This is a genomic window from Bradyrhizobium sp. ORS 111 (genome assembly GCF_045571485.1).
In the GTDB taxonomy this organism is placed as follows: domain Bacteria; phylum Pseudomonadota; class Alphaproteobacteria; order Rhizobiales; family Xanthobacteraceae; genus Bradyrhizobium.
In genome coordinates this window covers 4186562-4206515 of record NZ_CP120701.1, presented here as the reverse complement: position 1 = coordinate 4206515, position 19954 = coordinate 4186562, and the positions used below count along the sequence as shown (strand labels likewise).

Annotated in this window: 21 protein-coding genes and 1 tRNA gene; 10 read left to right on the top strand and 12 right to left on the bottom strand. The window is 64.9% G+C overall.

Annotation, left to right across the window (positions count from 1 at the left end; all coding sequences use genetic code 11):
- On the top strand, positions 1–2010 hold the full coding sequence (locus tag P6U30_RS19630) for an acetyl/propionyl/methylcrotonyl-CoA carboxylase subunit alpha (RefSeq protein ID WP_407164603.1): 2010 nt from the start codon (positions 1–3) through the stop codon (positions 2008–2010).
- Positions 2007–2912: a hydroxymethylglutaryl-CoA lyase gene (locus tag P6U30_RS19625; RefSeq protein ID WP_407164602.1), complete on the top strand. Its 906-nt coding sequence runs from the start codon at positions 2007–2009 to the stop codon at positions 2910–2912. Before P6U30_RS19630 ends, P6U30_RS19625 begins: the two co-directional genes overlap by 4 nt.
- Before the next feature lie 71 nt (positions 2913–2983).
- Here the strand turns inward: P6U30_RS19625 and P6U30_RS19620 are convergent, their stop codons facing one another.
- Genes P6U30_RS19620 through dctP form a run of 3 tightly spaced genes read right to left on the bottom strand, consistent with a single transcriptional unit; the run spans position 2984 to position 5912 of the window.
- Positions 2984–4342: a TRAP transporter large permease gene (locus P6U30_RS19620; RefSeq protein ID WP_407164601.1), complete on the bottom strand. Its 1359-nt coding sequence runs from the start codon at positions 4340–4342 to the stop codon at positions 2984–2986.
- Positions 4339–4893 carry a TRAP transporter small permease gene (locus tag P6U30_RS19615; protein ID WP_407164600.1) on the bottom strand — a complete coding sequence of 185 codons (555 nt, stop codon included), beginning with the start codon at positions 4891–4893 and terminating at the stop codon, positions 4339–4341. Before P6U30_RS19615 ends, P6U30_RS19620 begins: the two co-directional genes overlap by 4 nt.
- Positions 4890–5912 carry a TRAP transporter substrate-binding protein DctP gene (gene dctP / locus P6U30_RS19610; RefSeq protein WP_407164599.1) on the bottom strand — a complete coding sequence of 341 codons (1023 nt, stop codon included), beginning with the start codon at positions 5910–5912 and terminating at the stop codon, positions 4890–4892. Before dctP ends, P6U30_RS19615 begins: the two co-directional genes overlap by 4 nt.
- 321 nt (positions 5913–6233) lie before the next feature.
- Here dctP and P6U30_RS19605 point away from each other — a divergent pair, with 321 nt between their 5' ends.
- Entirely contained in the window at positions 6234–6473 is a 240-nt protein-coding gene (locus P6U30_RS19605) for a pentapeptide MXKDX repeat protein (protein WP_407164598.1), read from the top strand.
- Between the two features lie 57 nt (positions 6474–6530).
- Here the strand turns inward: P6U30_RS19605 and P6U30_RS19600 are convergent, their stop codons facing one another.
- On the bottom strand, positions 6531–6887 hold the full coding sequence (locus tag P6U30_RS19600) for a DUF6481 family protein (protein ID WP_407164597.1): 357 nt from the start codon (positions 6885–6887) through the stop codon (positions 6531–6533).
- Positions 6888–7130: 243 nt separating this feature from the next.
- Entirely contained in the window at positions 7131–7355 is a 225-nt protein-coding gene (locus P6U30_RS19595; protein ID WP_407170493.1) for a hypothetical protein, read from the bottom strand.
- Between the two features lie 187 nt (positions 7356–7542).
- Here P6U30_RS19595 and P6U30_RS19590 point away from each other — a divergent pair, with 187 nt between their 5' ends.
- Both P6U30_RS19590 and P6U30_RS19585 read left to right on the top strand, forming a co-directional pair.
- Complete coding sequence (locus tag P6U30_RS19590; RefSeq protein ID WP_407146367.1) at positions 7543–7719, top strand: hypothetical protein; 177 nt, start codon at positions 7543–7545, stop codon at positions 7717–7719.
- 140 nt (positions 7720–7859) lie between these two features.
- A complete protein-coding gene (locus P6U30_RS19585; protein WP_407164596.1) occupies positions 7860–8108 on the top strand; it encodes a hypothetical protein in 249 nt (82 codons plus the stop codon).
- A 159-nt stretch (positions 8109–8267) separates the two neighbouring features.
- Here P6U30_RS19585 and P6U30_RS19580 read toward each other — a convergent pair whose 3' ends face one another.
- On the bottom strand, positions 8268–8441 hold the full coding sequence (locus P6U30_RS19580; protein WP_407146365.1) for a hypothetical protein: 174 nt from the start codon (positions 8439–8441) through the stop codon (positions 8268–8270).
- 194 nt (positions 8442–8635) lie between these two features.
- On the opposite strand from P6U30_RS19580, the gene P6U30_RS19575 reads away from it, so the two are divergent.
- The 3 genes from P6U30_RS19575 (at position 8636) to P6U30_RS19565 (ending at position 10713) form a co-directional block, all read left to right on the top strand.
- On the top strand, positions 8636–8851 hold the full coding sequence (locus P6U30_RS19575) for a hypothetical protein (RefSeq protein ID WP_407164595.1): 216 nt from the start codon (positions 8636–8638) through the stop codon (positions 8849–8851).
- 300 nt (positions 8852–9151) lie between these two features.
- Positions 9152–10066 carry a 2-dehydro-3-deoxygalactonokinase gene (locus tag P6U30_RS19570; RefSeq protein WP_407164594.1) on the top strand — a complete coding sequence of 305 codons (915 nt, stop codon included), beginning with the start codon at positions 9152–9154 and terminating at the stop codon, positions 10064–10066.
- Positions 10067–10077: 11 nt separating this feature from the next.
- Positions 10078–10713, top strand: a complete 636-nt coding sequence (locus P6U30_RS19565) for a 2-dehydro-3-deoxy-6-phosphogalactonate aldolase (RefSeq protein WP_407164593.1) — start codon at positions 10078–10080, stop codon at positions 10711–10713.
- A 48-nt stretch (positions 10714–10761) separates the two neighbouring features.
- Here the strand turns inward: P6U30_RS19565 and P6U30_RS19560 are convergent, their stop codons facing one another.
- The 4 genes from P6U30_RS19560 to P6U30_RS19545 form a co-directional block, all read right to left on the bottom strand.
- Positions 10762–11109 (bottom strand): hypothetical protein, encoded by a 348-nt coding sequence (locus P6U30_RS19560; RefSeq protein WP_407164592.1) that lies wholly within the window; start codon positions 11107–11109, stop codon positions 10762–10764.
- The gene (locus tag P6U30_RS19555; RefSeq protein ID WP_407164591.1) at positions 11102–11407 is read right to left on the bottom strand and encodes a hypothetical protein; all 306 of its coding nucleotides are present in this window, start codon (positions 11405–11407) and stop codon (positions 11102–11104) included. The genes P6U30_RS19560 and P6U30_RS19555 overlap by 8 nt, the downstream gene beginning before the upstream one ends.
- Positions 11408–11851: 444 nt before the next feature.
- Entirely contained in the window at positions 11852–12037 is a 186-nt protein-coding gene (locus P6U30_RS19550) for a hypothetical protein (RefSeq protein ID WP_407164590.1), read from the bottom strand.
- Between the two features lie 162 nt (positions 12038–12199).
- Positions 12200–13093: a hypothetical protein gene (locus P6U30_RS19545; protein WP_407164589.1), complete on the bottom strand. Its 894-nt coding sequence runs from the start codon at positions 13091–13093 to the stop codon at positions 12200–12202.
- A 263-nt stretch (positions 13094–13356) separates the two neighbouring features.
- On the opposite strand from P6U30_RS19545, the gene P6U30_RS19540 reads away from it, so the two are divergent.
- Positions 13357–13584: a cysteine rich repeat-containing protein gene (locus P6U30_RS19540; RefSeq protein ID WP_407164588.1), complete on the top strand. Its 228-nt coding sequence runs from the start codon at positions 13357–13359 to the stop codon at positions 13582–13584.
- A 103-nt stretch (positions 13585–13687) separates the two neighbouring features.
- Here the strand turns inward: P6U30_RS19540 and P6U30_RS19535 are convergent, their stop codons facing one another.
- Both P6U30_RS19535 and P6U30_RS19530 read right to left on the bottom strand, forming a co-directional pair.
- On the bottom strand, positions 13688–14092 hold the full coding sequence (locus tag P6U30_RS19535; RefSeq protein ID WP_407164586.1) for a DUF992 domain-containing protein: 405 nt from the start codon (positions 14090–14092) through the stop codon (positions 13688–13690).
- A 212-nt stretch (positions 14093–14304) separates the two neighbouring features.
- A tRNA-Arg gene (locus P6U30_RS19530) sits at positions 14305–14381 on the bottom strand.
- Positions 14382–14667: 286 nt separating this feature from the next.
- Here P6U30_RS19530 and P6U30_RS19525 point away from each other — a divergent pair.
- On the top strand, positions 14668–19920 hold the full coding sequence (locus tag P6U30_RS19525) for an alpha-2-macroglobulin family protein (RefSeq protein WP_407164584.1): 5253 nt from the start codon (positions 14668–14670) through the stop codon (positions 19918–19920).
- The last annotated feature ends 34 nt before the right edge of the window (positions 19921–19954 follow it).

Below are 19954 nucleotides of genomic sequence, written 5' to 3'. Positions count from 1 at the left end.
ATGGACCGCTCAAGACTCTACCGGCGCTTTCGCACGCTTCTGATCGCCAACCGCGGCGAGATCGCCTGCCGTGTCATCCGCTCCGCGCGCGCCATGGGGCTGCGGACGGTTGCCGTCTACTCGGAAGCCGACCGCGACGCGATGCATGTCGCGCTGGCCGACGAGGCCGTGCTGCTGGGGCCTGCGCGGGCCCGCGACAGCTATCTCAACATCGAACGGGTGATCGCGGCCGCGCGCGAGACCGGCGCGGAGGCGGTGCACCCAGGCTACGGCTTCCTCTCGGAGAACGCCGAGTTTGCCCAGGCCTGCCTCGAGGCCGGCCTGGTGTTCGTCGGCCCGACCGCCGAGATGATGATGGCGATGGGCTCGAAGTCGGGCTCCAAGGCGCTGATGGAGAAGGCCGGCGTGCCGCTGGTGCCCGGCTATCACGGCGAGGCCCAGGACGAGGTCACCCTTGCCGACGCGGCAAACCGGATCGGCTTTCCGGTGTTGGTGAAGGCCTCCGCCGGCGGCGGCGGCCGCGGCATGCGCGTGGTCAATTCGGCGGCCGAGCTGCCGGGTGCGATCGTCAGCGCCAAGCGCGAGGCCAAGGCGGCATTCGGCGACGACCGGATGCTGATCGAGAAGTACGTGCAGAACCCGCGCCACATCGAGGTGCAGATCATCGGCGACTGCCATGGCAATCTGCTCTCGCTGTGGGAGCGCGAATGCACGCTGCAGCGGCGGCACCAGAAGGTGATCGAGGAGGCGCCGTCGCCGACCCTGAGCGCCGCGCAGCGCGAGACGGTCTGCGAGGCCGCGCGCAAGGCGGCCGGTGCGGTCGACTATGTCGGTGCCGGTACGATCGAGTTCGTCTCCGACGGCAAGGACGTGTTCTTCATCGAGATGAACACCCGCCTGCAGGTCGAGCATCCCGTCACGGAGCTGATCACCGGCGTCGATCTGGTCGAATGGCAATTGCGTGTCGCGTTCGGCGAGGCGCTGCCGCTGAAGCAGGATGAGATCAGGCTCAACGGCCACGCCATCGAGGCGCGTGTCTACGCCGAGAACCCACAGAAGAACTTCATGCCGTCGGTCGGCCGCATCAAGACCTGGCGGACGCCGCCGGAGGGCGACGGCCTGCGCATCGACGCCGGTTATCGCAGCGGCGACAGCGTCTCGCCGTACTATGACGCCATGCTCGCCAAGGTGATCGCCTGGGCTCCGACGCGGCAGGCCGCGATCGAGAAGCTCAATCGCGGGCTGGAAGAGACCGACGTCCGCGGGATCGTCACTAACATCCCGTTCCTCTCGGCGCTGGTCACCCATCCGGCGACGCGCGCCAACACCATCGATACCGGATTCATCGAGCGCGAGCTGAAGCCCCTGACCGCCGAAAAAGGCGCGGCCGGAGAGTTCGAGCTGTGCGCAGCGGTGGCGGCGATCGTGAACGAGGAGCAGAAGGTCGCCGCGAGTGAGGCGGGCTCGCCGTGGCAGACCTTCGGCTGGATGCCGGTCGGCCACCGCCAGCGGGTCTTCTCGTTCCGGCAGGGCCATGAGCCGGCGCAGACGATCACGCTGCACTATGGACGCGGGCCTTCGACGCTGGCCGTCGGCGGGCGTGAACTGACCTTCACCATTTCGTCTCGGGATGACCGCGGCTTCGACCTGACGCTGAATGGCGTGAAGTCGCGCGTGGCGTCGGTGATCGAGGGGCACGAGCTGTACCTGCGCACCCGCAACGGCCGCTTCGATCTGCACTGGATCGATCCGTTCGGTGGCGAGAGCGAGGAGCACGTCGGCGAGGACAAGATCGTCGCGCCCTTGCCGGGCACCGTGGTGGCGCTGCTTACCGAGGAGGGGGCGATGCTCGAAAAGGGCGCGCCGATCCTGACGCTGGAAGTGATGAAGATGGAGCAGACCTTGCGCGCGCCTTACGCCGGCGTGCTGAAGAAGCTCAAATGCAAGGTAGGCGACATCGTCGGCGAAGGCGTCGAACTCGCCGAAGTTGAGGCGGCGGCAGAGTCATGAGCGATCATGTCAGCATTATCGAGATGGGACCGCGCGACGGCCTCCAGAACGAGAAGACGCCGGTCAGCGTCGCGGATCGTATCGCGTTCGTCAAGCGCCTGATCGATGCGGGACTGCCGACCGTCGAGGTCGGCGCATTCGTGTCGCCAAAGGCGGTTCCGCAGATGATCGGATCCGCCGATGTGCTACGCGGCGTCAGCCACCTCAGGGGCGAATTCCACGTACTGGTGCCGAACGAGAAAGGGTATGACGCAGCCCGCGCGGCGGGCGCCGAAGTGGTCTCCGTGTTCGCGTCCGCCTCCGAGGGCTTCTCTCGCGCCAATATCAATTGCACGGTTGCGGAATCGATCGAGCGGTTCAAGCCGGTGCTGGCCCGCGCCAAGGCCGACGGCGTCAGGGTGCGCGGTTACATCTCCTGCGTCCTCGGTTGCCCCTTCGACGGGGAGGTGAAGCCGCAGGCCGTCGTCGACGTCGCCAGGGCGCTGTTCGATCTCGGTTGCTGCGAGATCTCGCTCGGCGACACCATCGGCGTCGGCACGCCGGTCAAGGCGCGCGAGCTGATGCGAGCGGTCAGCGGCAGCGTTCCGATCGCCAATCTCGCGATGCACTTCCACGACACCTATGGCCAGGCGCTGGCCAACCTCTATGCGGGCATGGAGGAGGGCGTCCGCGTCATCGATTCCGCAGCCGGCGGTCTCGGCGGCTGTCCCTATGCCCCGGGCGCAACCGGGAATGTTGCGACCGAGGACGTTGTCTACATGCTGGAGGGCATGGGGATCAGAACCGGCGTCGACATGGAGAAGCTGCTGGCTGCGACGAACGACGTGGCCAAGCTCCTCGGACGGGCGCCGGTGAGCCGTGTCGCCTCCGCGCTCAATGCGAACAGGAAGCGCGCTTCGTAGCGTGGGTAGAGCGTAACGAAACCCACGAAAGCGATGGGTTTCGCCGCGCTCTACCCCCGTCCTACGAGGTTCTATCCGCCTCCTTCCGGCCCCATCACGAGGTTCGGCAGCCAGGTGGAGATTTCCGGGAAAACGCAGAGCAGCAGCACTGCGAACATCATCAGCAGCACGAACGGCAGGGTACCCCAGATCACCTCGCTCAATGAGATGTCGGGCGCGACGTTGCGGATGACGAAGATGTTTAGCCCGACCGGCGGGTGGATCAGGCCCATCTCCATCACGATGGTCATGACGACGCCGAACCATATGATGTCGAAATGGGCGGCGCGGAGCGGCGGCAGGATGATCGGCGCGGTCATCAGGATGATCGAGACCGGCGGCAGGAAGAAGCCGAGTACGATCACCATCACCAGGATCGCAAACAACAGTTCCCAGCGCGGCAGGTGCATGGCCACGATCGACTCCGCTGCCGACTGCGAGATGTGCAGATAGCTCATCACGTAGGAATAGAGCAGCGACATGCCGATGATCAGCATCAGCATGGTGGATTCGCGGATCGTCGATTTCAGGATCGGCGACAGGTCGCTCGGCCGCCACACGCTGTAGATCACCGCGATCAGCGCGAGCGCCAAGAGACCGCCGAGGCCGGCCGTTTCCGACGGGGTCGCATAGCCGCCATAGAGCGCGATCATCACGCCGGTCAAGAGCAGCACGAACGGGAGCACGCGGGGCAGCGCGCTGAAGCGCTCGGCCATGGTGAACTCGTCGCGCTGCAGGATCGCGGCGTCCGTGCCGGTTGCCTCATAGGCGGCGCGGGCGGCGGCATATTCCTTCCGGAAGCGGAATACCGCGTAGAGGCCGAACAGCGTCACCAGCAGCAGGCCGGGACCGATGCCGGCGAGGAACAGGCGGCCAAGCGATTTCTCGGCGGCGACCGCGAACAGGATCATCGTGATCGAGGGCGGCAACAGGATGCCGAGCGTGCCGCCGGCGGCGATGATGCCTGCGGCGAAGCCACCGGAATAGCCGCGCTTGCGCATCTCCGGGATGCCGGCCGAACCGATCGCCGAGCAGGTCGCGGGCGAGGAGCCGGCCATCGCCGCGAACAACGCACAGGCGAACACATTGGCGACACCGAGGCCGCCGGGAATACGGTGCAGCCAGGCGTGCAGCGCCGAGTAGAGGTCCTGACCGGCGCGGGATTTGCCGATCGCGGCGCCCTTCAGGATGAACAGCGGGATCGACAGCAACGTGATCGAGGCCATTTCCTCGTAGACGTTCTGCGTCACGGTATCGAGGGAAGCCGCCGGCATGTAGATCGCCATGAACACGACGGCGACGGCGCCCAATGCGAATGCGATCGGCATGCCCGAGAACATCGCAAACAGGGTGGCAAGCCCGTAGGAGATGCCAATTCCAAACACGGTCATCGACGGCTGCCACCGGTCAGCGGAATCAGGATTTGCAGCAGGAGCTGCACGCAGAGCAACGTCATGCCCAGCGCCATCAGCCCATAGGGGATCGCGAGCGGCGGCGACCACATCGAGTTCGACACCTGTCCGTCGACATAGGCCTCGTGCGCCAAGGTCCAGGACTTCCAGGCGAAGAAGGTGCAAAACGCGAAACTTGCGAGATCGACCAGCCAGAGCCGGACGCTATTCGCTCGCTTCGAGAGCAGGCCGACAAACGCTTCGATGCTGACATGGCCGCGCTGGCCCTGCACATAGGCCGAGGTCATGAAGGTGGCGCCAACCAGGAGGAACACGGCGGCCTCGTCTTGCCAGTAATTAGCCATGTGGAAGAGCGCACGCCCGAGCACGCTGTAGCTCAGGATGACGCAGGCCGCGATCAGGGCGATCGCCGCGAACACCACGATGACGTTGTTGCAAATACCAAGCGTACGCTCGAGAACAGCCACGGGCGAGGTGCCCGTGGCTGTTGGTGCGGCTTCGGGTTGACCCGCGATCGGACCGTGCATCATGCGGCGACGTCACTCGCGAGCTTCAGGAGGTTGGCTGCCGTCGCCGTCTTGGCGCCGTAGTCCTTCCAGGCGGTATCGCGTGCGATGTCGCGCCACTTGCCGACGGTGGCGGCATCGAGTGCGCTGACCTTGGCGCCGGCCTTCTCATAGACCTTGGCGACCTCAGCGTCGTCGTCCTGCGCGCCCTTGCGGCCGAAGGCTTCGAGCTCCGCGCCGACCGCGAGGATGATGTCCTGCTGGTTCTTCGGCAGCTTGTCGAAGATCGCCTTCGACATCATCAGCGGCTCGAGCATGAACCAGTAGGAGGCGCCGGCGCCGGAGGTCAGCGATTTCGCGACCTCTTCGAGGCGGAATGAGATCAGGCTGGTGGAGGAGGTGATGCCGGCATCGCAGGCGCCGGTCTGCATCGCCGCATAGATTTCGTTGGAGGGCACCGACAGCACGGCTGCACCGGCGGTCTGCAGCACCATGTCCATCTCGCGCGAGCCGCCGCGCACCTTCATGCCCTTGGCGTCTTCCGGTGCCACGATCGGCTTCGAGCGGCTGGCAACACCGCCAGCCTGCCAGACCCACGTCAGCAGCAGGATGCCCTTGTCGGCGAGGAAGTCGGTCAATGCCTTGCCGACCGGCTCCTTCTTCCAGCGCAGCCCCTGGTCGTAGGTCGTGACCAGCCCGGGCATCAGGCCGATATTGGTCTCCGGCAATTCGCCGCCGGCATAGGGCATCGGGTACAGGCTGATATCCAGCGCGCCTTTGCGCATCGCCGAGAACTGCGCGTTGGTCTTGATCAACGACGAGTTCGGATAAACCTCGGCCGCGATCTCGCCGCCTGATCGCTTCGCCACCTCCGCCGCGAACATCCGGCAGAGCCGGTCGCGGAAGTCGCCCTTGTCGATGGTGCCGCCCGGAAACTGGTGCGAGATCTTCAGCGTGGTCGCAGCATGCGCGGTCCCGATGCCCATCCGCAGGATGGCGGGTGCAGCGATGGCGGACGCGAGGACGTGACGGCGTGTGAGCATGGTTCTCCCGTGGGGTGAGCTTCTTGACTGGCTGGCTAGGCCGGTGCCGGCCGCACCATAGCCGGTCTTCGGGCGAATCTTCTCTAGTCTGATAGTTCGAGGCGCCCTGATAATGCGAGCGGATGCGGGGCGGCAAGCATTGACGTTTGTTGCGGTGCACACTGCGGCGCGACGACGCAGCGGCACGCTTCAACCTGCGCGGGTGATGCGCATCGGAGCGGCACCTCGGTTCAAGAGTTTGTTATTGAGGTAACGTTTGGTGGTCCGGCCCGTCGAGCAGGGAGCGGCAGTCGTCGCTTTCACAGTCGCTTCACACAAGGGATGACCATCATGATCACCAAGACCTGCATCGGCCTCTCGGCCGCGATCCTCTCGCTCAGCCTAGCGCTCGCGCCCGCCGCGTTCGCTCAGGACAAGATGGGCAAGGACGACGCGATGAAGAAAGAGGACACGATGTCCAAGGATCACATGAAAAAGGAAGGCGGCATGATGAAGAAGGACGACGCCATGAAGAAGGAAGGCGGGATGATGAAGAAAGACGACGGCATGAAGAAGAACTGACCACCGCCGTCACGCTGTCGCCGTCAGGCCCGCCGCCGGGGGCGGGCCTGTTGTGCGCTACCGCTTCTTCTTGCCGCGTTCCTTGCGTGCGGCGTAGCGGGCGTCGCGTTTGGCTTTCTGCTCGGCCAGCAGCGCCTCCTGCCGGGCAGCTTCCTCTTCCTTTTCGCGCGCAATCCGGGCGGCTTCGGCGGCGGCGGCCTCTTGCTCGCGGCGCTGCTGCTCGGCCTTCTCGGCGTCGCGGGCCTCCTTGGCTTTGGCGCGGCGTTCGGCAATCGCCGCGCGCTCCTCGGCTCGCGCCTTCACGGCCGGATCATCAGGTCCTGGCCGGGTGCGAAACTTGTCGAGGATGTTCTGCCGCGCCTGCTGGGCCGCTTTCTGGCGGTCGGCAAAACCCGGTTCCTTGAAGCCACTCATAGAGGAAGCCTTGCTACTTTCTGTTCGGTGATGGATTTGGGGGATTCAGTTCGGCGTCTCAATAAGTGAACGCCAGCGAAAATGCCAGCGTCGAAGGAGGGCGGCTGAGCAGGGGAGATATGAGCGGGCAGCAGCCGAGCCGAAACGATGCCGATCAGCGCTTCGGGGCGGCCACCCTCATGCAGGCGTCCGGCAAACGATCGGCGTTGGTGAGTGATTGGTCACCGCGCCGCGCCGAAACTCCTAACCACGCTCGACATGTCCGCGGCGCCCGCTGGTGCCGAGAATCTTGGCGACCGTTTCCGCGGTCATCGCGACCCGGTCCGACATGCGCTGGGCCTCCAGCCTGTCACGGGCCTTTTCCCTGATCAGCAACTCGATCAGCCGCAGCCGGCTGGATTCGTCGACGGCCTCGGACAGCAGTTGCCTGTAGCGATAAAAGTCGTAGGTGGTCTCCGGCTCGCTCATTGGGACGCCCCGTACACGCGCTCCATCAAGCTGGTAGTTTTTCGCAAGGTGCTGCAACGTGCAACGCAATTGCGGCGTCGATGCCCGGCGCGTGAATTTTTTGCTGTGCGACTGTTGCAGATTTGATCGCACGGTAGCGGGCAAAGCCGTCATGATGCGCCCGGCATGGCCTGGAACCGAAGCAATCATGGGTGATCCGGACGATGGTGGCGGCCGCCGCGGCGCCCTGGTGGGATTGCTGGTGGCGGCGGTGATGCTCGCCGTCGGGCTCTGGCTCGCCCATGCCCTGACGTCGGCGAGCAAGATACAGGACTGCGTGATGGCCGGCCGGACCAACTGCAATGTGATCGAGCCGGCGCGCTGACGCGTCTTGCGGCAGTGCAGTATCCACCCCAATTGGTACGGCCGAACTAGCCCGAAATAGCCGGCCTGGATTGTGATCCCGATCACAGGGGAGTCGGGTGCACCAGTTCAAGATGCCCGGGATCGACAGGAACCAAAGCAATGATCTCTATGCTGTGGTCCCGAAAGGGCGCGGTGCTCGCCGCCGCGATCGTAACGTGTACTGTTTTGGCGGCGCTGGTGTCGTCCGGCCTGCCATCACCCGAACCGGTCTCCACCGCGGCGCTCGGACCGCACTGGCAATGCAGCCGGGTTGCCTTCGTGTTTACCAGTTGCACGCGCACGGCTCAGGCCGGAAATAAGGCGATGCAGGTGCGGGCAAAGGAGGATTGTCCACCTCCAGGGCTCTAAGCTTGATCCGGAAAAGTGTGAAGGGGTTCTCCCTCGCGACAAACGCGGAGCGCGTTTGCGCGAAGATCAAGCTCAAACAAGGAGCGAAACGGCGATGACGATTCGACCCGATCTCATCGCGCTTTAGCCGGCAGCCGGGCAGGCGACGGATCCTTGCGGTTACTTCTTGGCGGCTCGCGGCTTGATCGACAGTCCGAGCCGCATCGCCATCTTTTTGATTCGCTCCGGTGAACGCCCGGTGACTTTGGCGACCTCCTCGAGCGACTTGGAGGCGCGCGCCAGTTCCATGAGGCGGCGGTCTTCCTTGAATGACCAGCGCGGCTTTCGAGCCATCCTGTTGCTATCCTCGCATTGCCGGACAACAAAGCCGTCAAGCGGAAGGACCTGACGGCTTTGCCGGTGTGGGCCCGGACCTTGGGGATTTGTCCGGTGGATAAGCAATACTGCTTCCGGATAAGGCCGCAATTGAAACCGGAATTTAACCTAACCGGTAAAGGTTACTGCGAGGGAACGTGGCAGGAGGCCTTATGCTCAAGGTCGCCATTGTGAGTGCCGCAGCACTTTGCCTGTCCGGTTGCTGGTCTGATCCGGAGGTTACGGGATCGACCAACGCCTGCGCGGCCAATCTCTACAGCCAGTACAATCCCAAGGTCATGGAGCAGTGCGTCAATGCTTGCATCAAATGTGACCATGGCAATGTCACCACCTGCACAACCTCCTGTACGCTGAGGGGCGCACGGTAGTTGATATCCGCGCGCACCGGCGATCCGGTTTACGTGTCAGACAGCGGCAAGCACAGGCTGCCACGTTCCCGCGGCGCCCATGGGCCCCGAGCAGTGAAAAAAGCTCAGCGGGGATCACAGGTGAAACCGGAGCAATCCCGGCTTTCCCTGCGCGATGGGTTTGCGACGCGTTACTCATACGCTTGAGAAGCAAAATGTGAGTTGCCCGTCGAGGCTGAGCGCAGGACTCTCACGCCATGCACGTTCGTGCTAACCATCGTCCTCGAATCCGTCCCAGCAAACCTTCGGAATTGCGCTGAAATGAATCGTGCCGCATATGTCGCCGTCGATTGGGGCACCAGCAGTTTCCGGCTGTGGCTGATGGATCGTTCCGGCCAAGTCCTGGACGAGCGCCGCAGCGAGCAGGGCATGTTGGCCGCAGCGAAGTCAGGCTTTGCGTCAGTGCTGCAATCGCATCTCGATGCGGTTGGCGCGGCGGCCGGTCTGCCGGTCGTGATCTGCGGCATGGCTGGCGCGCGGCAGGGATGGGTCGAGGCCGGCTACATTGATACGCCCGCGCATCTCTCCGATGTCCTCGACCGCGCTGTCGTGGTCGGCGGGCAGGCGCGCGATATCCGCATCCTGCCGGGGATCGCGCAGCGCGATGCTGCGGCACCGGACGTGATGCGCGGCGAGGAGACCCAGCTCCTCGGCGCGCTCGGCCGCGACGCGGCCGGCGAGGCGATCGTGTGCATGCCCGGAACCCATTCCAAATGGGTCCATATGCGCGGCGGGACCGTCGAACGCTTCGCGACATTCATGACCGGCGAGTTGTTCAGCGCGGTGGCGCGCGAGACGATCCTGTCGCACGCCGTCAACGGCGCCGACGAGGCTGTGGACGGCGATGCGTTCGGTACGGCGGTGGCCGACGCCTTCAACGCGCCGGCGCTCGCGGCCAATCTGCTGTTCCGGGTGCGATCGCGCCAGCTTCTGTTCGGCGGCAGCGCCTCGGCGGCGCGCGAGACGATCTCGGGGACATTGATCGGCCTCGAGCTGGCGGCCGGGCTCGCCAAGCGTCCGCCGGGAACGCCGGTCACACTGATCGTGTCCGGGCGCCTGCAGCGGCTCTATCAATCGGCGCTCGAAACACTTTCGATTCCGCTTCGTTTGGTCGATGCGGAGGAGGCGGTCCGTCGCGGTCTGTCCAGGGCTGCTGCGGCCATGTGGAAGACCTGAAGGACAATGCAATGAGTATCCCGTTTCCGCCGATGAAACGTCCGCTGGTCGCGATCCTGCGCGGCATCAAGCCGGACGAGGCCGATGCAATCGTGAGCGCGTTGATCGAGGCCGGCATGACGGCGATCGAGATCCCGTTGAATTCGCCGGAGCCGTTCCGCTCGATCGAAACAGCGGTGAAGCGGGCGCCGGCCGATGTCCTGATCGGCGCTGGCACAGTGTTGACGGTCGCCGAGGTCGATCGTCTCCATGATGTCGGCGGCCGGCTGCTGGTGTCTCCGAATGTCGACGTCGAGGTGCTGGCGCGCGCCGGCGAGCGCGCAATGGTCACCATGCCCGGCGTGTTCTCGCCGACCGAAGCGCTGCTGGCGGCAAGAACGGGTGCGTCGAGCCTGAAGTTCTTTCCGGCGAGCGTGCTCGGGGCCGCCGGCATCACCGCGATCCGCGCCGTGCTGCCACCGAACCTGATGATCGCCGCGGTCGGCGGCGTCTCCGACCAGAATTTTGCGGACTACGTGAAGGCCGGGATCAGCGCCTTCGGTCTCGGCAGCAGTCTCTACAAGCCGGGCATGACGGCCGTAGACATTGCGATCAGGGCGAAGGCCACAATCGAGGCGTATGACGCGGCCATTCGACGCGCGCCATAAGACCTTCAAGATGGCTCTCGAGATGACCTTCAGGTCGCTCGGTGCTGCTTACGCGGCTTCGCTGGCTTGGTAGGTCGCAGTCCCAACCGGCCGACCACCGATCGAGAATTGGACCTTATGTGCTCGCCAGTCACCATCGCGCACGGTCTGGAGAATGATCCTTGCCAGGTCCGTGTAGTCGTCGAGTTCACCTGGGTCGAGGGTAAAGCCATAATTGGGAAGCAACTGGTTGAAGCTGTCTCGCACTTCCAAAACGACCGGCATAATTTGGCTGCTCACAACGAAAGGATTGTCCTTTCTGAAAAGTGTGATGCGCCGCTTAAGACCCGGTAAATTTTTCATCGTTTCGCCGCGCAGAATCGATACCGACTTCGTGATGGGCCGGAAGCTAGTCATCCCGCTTGCCGCCATCGATCACCCTGAACAATGGCGCGGCCTCGCGGGGATGTTCGAGCAACTCCTCGACCATGGCGGTGGCGGCTGCGACGTACTTGATGGTCGCGCTGTCGAGCGGCCGCTCGGCTTCATCGGCAAGCGCCAGCTTGGCGCCCTCCAGCAGCTTGCGGGTACGCGCAGCGGACTCATCCCCGGCCGTCAGCGCGGCCCTCGCAATGGACCGCAGGACGAACAATTCGCCCTCCAGCCGCAGCAGTCGATCGTTCAGCTTGCTCAGAACGGCGTTCAGGTTCCGCATGGCGTTCTCTCAGGGGCGGGTCGTTCGGGCGGCCGCGGCTCTGGCCGTCCAAGGCGTGCAAACGGCATTATCCTTACACGGCCATTCCTGACGAAATTCTTGTGCCGGCCGCTGATTTAAGGACCAGCGGGTCAACCGCGTGCTACCGGGATTGGGGATGGAGCGTGGGTTGCGTGATAATCTCCTGTCGTCGTTACGGGTTGTCAGGAGCAAATGCGATGCGTCCTGTACTGGCTCTTGGTCTGTTGCTCATTCTGTGCGCTTCGGCGGGCGCCGCACCGGTGCGTCACGCTCGCGCCCGCCAGCCCGCGATGCGGCATCCGCCCGCCGCTGCGACCCCGACCACGCGTTTCGCGGTCCCCGGCTGGAGCGACGAGGCGACGCGGCAATGGCTCGACCGGGCCTCGTCCATGGTGGGGAGAGGAGGATGATCTCGGCGACCGCTCAAGGCTCGGTCGCGCGCGGCGGGCTGGGCGGCGGCAGGCCATAGCGCTTTGCGCGCTCCGCCGCCAGCTTGCGGTACTCCTTCGCCTGTTCGATGAACTGTGCCTTGAGGTGCGTGTCGTGCTCTTCCGCCGCAAGCCGCTCGAACTGCAGCGCGTGTTCAATGTATTCGGTCAGCAGTTTCATCGTGCCAGCACGATCCGGCCCGCCTTCACGACATGTTAAACGGCACGAAACCGCACTACAACTTCCTGTGATCGGCCGGGCCGGGGCTCAATTCCGGCGCCTCAACGAGGCCGTTCGCCGCGATCCGGGGCAGCGTTGAACGAGGCGGCCGTCGCTCGAATGTTAGTGCACCACCGGCTCGCCGTGAAAGCGGCGGTGCAGTTTTTCGCTGACGCCGAAGCTGACTTCAAGGACGAGCCGCGGCACGCTCTTGGCCAGCGTGCCTGTGTGGAAGCCAAACGGATCTTCCGCGAAGCCGAAACCTTCGGCTCCGGTCAATGTGACGATCGCTTCTCGCCCGTAGATGCGCTCGATTTCCTCCGCCGGCTGACCGACCAGCAGCGTGAATTGATGTCGAAGAATGCGGCGGCGGTGACTGCCCAGGACGTAGCGATGCGGCCCGGCATCTTGATCGACGGCTTCGATGTAAAAGAAGTATTTGACCATCCTCCAGTCATCGAGATCGAAGTGAAACCTGTTCTGAGATGCCAGATGAAGATCGTAATCGCTGGCACTCTCGCTCGGGAAGCTCCACCACAATCGTGTTGCGGTGACGCGAGCCTCGCCACCCAGATAGTTCTGAGCGATCTGCAGCAGGAGCGGATCCTGCTGCACGCGACGAGCCGCCTGACACTGGAGCACGCGTTCGAAGAAATGACCGGTTAGAATGGCTTTCCCGGTCGCGAATTCGGCTGCACGGTGGTCCTGCGCCAACAGTTCGAGCTTACGATCGAAATTGCCGAAACACGGCGTGCTCCGGGCGAACACTGCGATGTCAGACCGGATGACCGCAGGAAGCTTGAGGCCCTGAAACAATCCATCCTTGCGCAGCCGGACGGTCACGTCGTCGGCGTCAACTTCAGGAAAGAGGGTGGCCGCGACGTTCAGTTGACGAGGCGGGCCGGTCAGGCGCCAAGCGAGATTGCGAAACAGCATCACGCGTCCAAGTGCAAACATCGGCAACCATCGCGGGTTCTCCCTGATGTCGGCGATGTGCGTCGGCAAACGTTTGATCATTCGTCCGATTTTCGTAACCATTCGCGGTCCTTGGCGCACCACACATCAGGGCGGCAGTAGCTCCCAGGCCGTTCGGTAGCCCGCGTTGTTGTTCTGATTTGGACCAAGCAGCGCAGGCGCCGGGGCCGAGTGGACCGGGAGCCTAGGCGCGATAGCCTGCGCCGGCCCCGGCGGCTCGATTCCGCGCCAGCCGAAGGAACCGTGCGCTAGGTTGGCGCCTTATCCCGCGTTCGCAAATGTGTCACGACCGAGGGAGAAGATCGATGCGCCAGCTAATGCTCGCCGCCGTTGCGTTGCTGATCGGGACATCATCGTCCTGGGCTCAAGGACACATGGGCTCGCCTCAGGAGCAGCAGGCGTGCAGGCGAGACGCGCAGCGATTTTGCCGCAAGGATCTGGCCGACGACAACGCCGTTCAGCAGTGCCTGCAGCAACACCGAACGCGGCTGAGCAGGAGCTGCCAGAAGGTGTTTCAGGGCCACGGAATGTAGAACAGACGGCCCTGCTGGTCGATCATCGCCGCGAAGCGGCATAAACCCCGCCTCGTCGTGTTTTCTGCCACGAGGCCGGGAGGGCGATCCGCGCCGCAGCCAGTCAGCGATCCATCGGTCGGATCACCAAATTCTGGATGTCGACTTGAGGCGCGGCGGTGTCATTCCGCTCCGTCAACGGACGCAACGTGATCGTGGCATTCGATCCGCCGACCAGGACCTTGACCCCGGCGTCGTCGGCGCGGGCGTATGTGCCGACGAGGTCGTCGACCCCAAGCCACGGCGTCGGCGCCATCACCTTCCAGGTGAGCGCGACGTCTCTTTCGCCGATGAAGACGTCGAAGTTCTGAATGGCCGCGACATAGTGGTTGTCCGGCGCGCTATCGACTTGCAGCAGGCAATCGAGATTGGTCACCGAGCCCAGAACGAACCCGGTATCTGGGCCACCGCGACACTCGAGCGTTCCGGCCTGGACCTGCTGCACCTGCTGGGCAACGGCGGTTCCCATGGGTGCAGTGAGAACGACTGCGCCCCACACAACAAAGACGGCCGAGCAACCCGCGGTATGCATGGTACTGGACAACGCGCGTGGGAAGCGTCCGGTCCGCCACCTCACGGCATCCCTCATTCGTGGTTAAGAGAGCCCTAGATTCAACTTGGTGCGGCAGACACTGGGAGACGAGGCGCCTTCTGGTCCGTCTAGCGGCTTGCGCGCAAGGCTGGCGATCCCGGCAGGATTCGAACCTGCAACCCGCGGAGTAGAAATCCGCTACTCTATCCAGTTGAGCTACGGGACCGTGGCCGTCTTCTAGCACCGCCAATATGAAAAATCCGCTTCTCCGCCAAGTCCGTCCGAACCGATTTCTGTGATCGGGCGACAAAGGCGAGCAGGGGGCCGCCCGGTCCGCTTGCCCGGCATGTGGCGGCGGCAAGATACCGCCGCGGGAGCCGGTCAAAGGACGGCTGGCAATGCAGTTTGCGACGGTATTATTCGGTCATTTCAGCGCCTTTACTCCGTCACCTTTTCGCGCACTTTTCAGGGCCGTGCGGCGCGTGTCCGCGGGCCCTTTCAGGAGCTCCATCATGATCGGTTTGGTTCGTGCCGCCGCAGTTTGCGCCGCGCTGGCGATCGGCGTTGGCTCCGGCGCTGCCCTGGCCGCGGACAAGGCCTTCACGCGCGACGACCTGGCGGATTCTGCGATCAAGCTGGAGGCCCAGATCAAGAGCGAGGCGGGACCGGTCAACAAGTCATCCGCAACCCTGCGGACCGATGCGGACGCAGCGTTCAGGCGCAATGATGTCCGCTCCGGCTTACAGATCCTCGGCCAGATCGCGGCGACCACACCGGAGGACGGGGCCAATTGGTTGCGGCTGGCCAAGGCGATCTTCCAGATCCGCTCGGCAAGCTCCAGCGAGCAAACCTTCCTGATGGAGCGCGCCTCGACCGCGGCCTACATCGCCTATCAGCGCGCCGGCAATCCGGGCGAGGAGGCCGATGCGCTCGCCGTGCTCGGCAAGGCGCTGTCGGAGCGCAAGCTGTGGCGGCCGGCGCTGGATGCACTTCGCCTGTCGCTCGACCTGCGCGAGGTCGCCGATATCAGAGGCCAGTACGAGAGGATGCGCGACGAGCACGGCTTCCGGCTGCTCGATTATACCGTCGATTCCGACTCGGCTTCGCCGCGGGCCTGCTTCGAGTTCTCCGAGGAACTGGCGAAGCGGGTCGACTTCGCGCCATTTCTGGCGCTGGCCGGCACCGACAAGCCGGCGCTGTCAGCCGAAGGCAAGCAGCTCTGCGTCGACGGGCTGAAGCATGGCGAGCGCTACAACATCAATCTGCGCGCCGGCCTGCCATCGACGGTCAAGGAGAGCCTGCCGAAGTCAGCCGAGTTCAACATCTATGTGCGCGACCGCAAGCCTTTCGTGCGCTTCACCGGGCGCGCTTATGTGCTGCCGCGCACGGGACAGCGTGGCATTCCGGTGGTCAGCGTCAACACGCCGGCGGTCAAGATCGACGTGTTCCGGATCGGCGACCGCAACCTGATCAACACGGTGATCGATTCCGATTTCCAAAGCACGCTGAGCCGTTATCAGCTCTCCGAGCTCGGCGACCAGCGCGGCGTCAAGGTGTGGTCCGGCGAACTGGCGACCGCGACCACGCTGAACCAGGACGTGATCACCGCATTCCCGGTCGACCAGGCGCTCGGCGACCTGCAGCCGGGCGTCTATGTGATGACGGCGGCGGCGAAGGGGCCGGGCAGCGATGACGACGGTACGCTGGCGACGCAGTGGTTCATCGTCTCGGACATGGGCCTGTCGGCTTTCTCAGGCAATGACGGCATTCACGTCTTCGTCAACTCGCTGGCCTCGACCGATCCTGTTGCCAACGCCGAGGTGAAGCTCGTCGCCCGCAACAACGAGATCCTGGCGATCCGCAAGACCGATGCGGCCGGCCACGTGCTGTTCGAGTCAGGGCTCGCGCGCGGCGAGGGCGGGCTGTCGCCGGCGCTGCTCACCGTGACCAGCGACACGGCGGACTATGCTTTCCTGAGCCTGAAGACGAGCGCCTTCGACCTCACCGACCGCGGCGTTTCGGGCCGTGCGATTCCGGCCGGCGCGGATGCCTTTGTCTATGCCGAGCGTGGCGTCTACCGCTCCAACGAGACGGTCTATCTGACGGCGCTGTTGCGTGACGGGCAGGGCAATGCCCTGATCGGGACGCCGCTGACCATGGTGATCGAGCGCCCCGACGGCGTCGAGTTCCGGCGCGCCGTGCTGCCAGATCAGGGCGCCGGCGGCCGGACGCTGGCGATGGCCCTGAATTCGGCGGTGCCGGCGGGCACCTGGCGGGTCCGGGTCTTCACCGATCCCAAGGGGAATTCGGTCGGGGAAACCACCTTCATGGTGGAAGATTATATCCCCGAGCGGATCGAATTCGACCTCACTGCCAAGGACAAGATGATCAAGGCTGAAGTTCCGGTAGAACTTCAAGTGAGCGGCCATTTCCTCTATGGCGCGCCGGCCTCGGGCTTGCGGCTCGAAGGCGACATGCTGGTCGCGCCCGCAGCCTCGGGCCGCCCGGGCTATCCCGGCTACCAGTTCGGCGTCGCGGACGAGGAAACTGCGAGCAACGAGCGGACCCCGATCGAGGACCTGCCGGAGGCCGATGCCAATGGCGCGGCGACCTTTCCGGTGAAGCTCGACAAGGCGCCGACCTCGACCCGGCCGCAGGAGGCCCAGGTCTTCATCCGCATGGCGGAGACCGGCGGCCGCGCGGTCGAGCGCAAGATCGTGCTGCCGGTGGCGCCGGCGACCTCGCTGATCGGCATCAAGCCGCTGTTCGGCGACAAGAGCGTCGCGGAAGGCGACAAGGCGGAGTTCGACGTCGTGTTCGTCGCGCCCGACGGCAAGCAGTTGCCGCGCGACGGGCTACGCTACGAGCTGTTGAAGCTGGAGTCCCGTTACCAGTGGTATCGGCAGAACTCGTCGTGGGACTTCGAGCCGGTCAAGTCGACCCGTCGCGTCGCCGACGGTGACGTCAACCTTGCGGCCGACAAGCCAATGCGGCTGACCTTCCAGCCGCAGCCCGGCCGCTACCGGCTCGACGTCAAGTCGACCGACGCGGACGGCCCGCTGACCTCGGTGCAGTTCGACGTCGGGTGGTATTCCGACGGCAGCGCAGATACGCCCGATCTGCTGGAGACCTCGATCGACAAGCCGGAATACGCCTCCGGCGAGACCATGACGGTGTCGGTGAGTGCGCGCACGGCCGGCAAGCTCTCGGTCTATGTGCTCGGCGACCGCCTGCTGACCACGCAAAGCGTCGACGTCAAGGAAGGCACCCAGCAGGTCAGGATTCCGGTCGGCAAGGACTGGGGCACCGGCGCCTACGTGATGACGACGCTGCGCCGTCCGCTCGATGTCGCCGCCGGCCGCATGCCGGGCCGCGCCATCGGGCTGAAATGGTTCGGCATCGACAAGAAGGCACGCACGCTCACTGTCGCGCTGTCGCCGCCCGCACTGGTGCGGCCGGGTTCGACACTGACGATCCCGGTCAATCTCGGCGGGCTCAGCCCCGGCGAGGACGCCAAGGTGGTGCTAGCCGCGGTCGACGTCGGTATCCTCAATCTGACCAATTACAAGCCGCCGGCGCCCGATGATTACTATCTCGGCCAGCGCCGCCTGACCGCGGAGATCCGCGACCTCTACGGCCAGTTGATCGACGGCATGCAGGGCAGCCGCGGCCAGATCAGGACTGGCGGTGACGCCGGCGGCGCCGAGTTGCAGGGCTCGCCGCCGACGCAGAAGCCGCTCGCGCTGTATTCCGGCATCGTCACGGTCGGACCGGACGGCACTGCGGAGGTGAGTTTCGACATCCCCGACTTCGCCGGCACTGCGCGGGTGATGGCGGTGGCCTGGAGCGCCACCAAGCTCGGCCGTGCCACGACCGACGTGACCGTACGTGACCCGGTGGTGCTGACGGCAACGCTGCCGCGCTTCTTGCTCACGGGTGACAAGGGCACCGTCAACTTCGAGATCGACAATGTGGAAGGTACGTCGGGCGACTATACGCTCGGGGTCAAGGCGACGGGACCGGCGAAGCTGTCGGGCAATGCGATGAAGATGTTGATGACAAGGGACGGCGTGGCGACCCTCGAGAACACCGTCCGCCTTGACGCCAAGCAGCGCACGTCGCTGTCGTTCGGCCTCTGGGCTGACGGTGCGGGACGCGTTGAATTCGATGTCAACATCTCGGGGCCAAACGGCCTGACCCTGGCCCGGCACTATGCGCTCGACGTCAAGCCAGCCACGCAAGTGTTGGCGCGGCGTTCCATCCGGACCCTTGCGAAGGGCGAGAGCCTGACGCTGACCTCGGACATGTTCTCTGATCTCGTTCCGGGCACCGGCGGCGTATCGATCTCGGCGAGCCTCTCCACCGCGCTCGATGCCGCTACGATCCTCAAGGCGCTCGACCGCTATCCCTATGGCTGCTCCGAGCAGATCACGAGCCGCGCGCTGCCGCTGCTCTACGTCAACGACCTCGCCGCCGGCGCCCATCTCGCAATGGACACCGCGGTCGACCAGCGCATCCGCGACGCGATCGACCGGCTGCTGGCACGGCAGGGCTCGAACGGCTCGTTCGGACTGTGGGCGGCCGGTGGCGACGATGCATGGCTCGACGCTTACGTCACTGACTTCCTGACCCGTGCTCGCGAAAAGGGCTTTGCGGTGCCGGACGTGCTGTTCAAGAGCGCGCTCGACCGCGTCAGGAATTCGGTGGTGAACGCCAACGAGCCCGAGAAGGACGGCGGCCGCGATCTCGCCTATGGCCTCTACGTGCTCGCCCGCAATGGCGCAGCCCCGATCGGCGACCTGCGCTACCTCGCCGATACCAAGTTGACCGATCTGGCGACGCCGATCGCCAAGGCGCAGCTTGCCGCGGCGCTGGCGCTGGTCGGCGACAAGGCCCGCGCCGAGCGGGTCTATGGTGCCGCGCTCGATGCGCTGAACCCGAAGCCGGTGCTCGAGTTCGGCCGGGTCGATTACGGCTCGGCGCTGCGCGATGCGGCGGCGCTGGTCTCGCTCGCCGGCGAAGGCAACGCGCCGCGCGCGACGCTGACGCAGGCGGTGCTGCGGGTCGAGGCCGCGCGCGGGCTTTCGCCCTACACCTCGACGCAGGAGAATGCGTGGATGGTGCTGGCGGCGCGCGCGCTCGCGAAGGAGACGCTGGCGCTCGACATCAACGGCCAGCCGGTCAAGTCCGCGGTCTATCGTAGCTACAAGGCCGAGGAGATGACGGGCCAGCCGCTCAAGATCACCAACACCGGCGATGCGCCGGTGCAGGCGGTGATTTCGGTGTCGGGCTCGCCAGTCACGCCGGAGCCCGCCGCCTCCAACGGCTTCAAGATCGAGCGCGCCTACTACACGCTCGACGGCAAGCCGGCCGATGTCACCAAGGCCAGGCAGAATGATCGCTTCGCTGTCGTCCTCAAGGTCACGGAGGCAAAACCGGAGTTCGGGCACATCATGGTGGCCGACTATCTGCCGGCCGGATTCGAGATCGACAATCCGCACCTTGTGTCGTCGGGCGATTCGGGCACGCTCGACTGGATCGAGGACGGCGTCGAGGCCAGGAACACCGAGTTCCGCGATGACCGGTTCACCGCGGCGATCGACCGTGCCGCCAACGACAAGTCGGTGTTCACCGTCGCGTATGTCGTGCGCGCGGTGTCGCCGGGCAAATACGTGCTGCCGCAGGCCTATGTCGAGGACATGTACAATCCCTCGCGCTACGGCCGCAGCGGCACCGGGGCGGTCGAGGTGACGTCGGCGAAATGAGCGAGGTGGTGAACCAGCATCAGTCGTCAGGCGT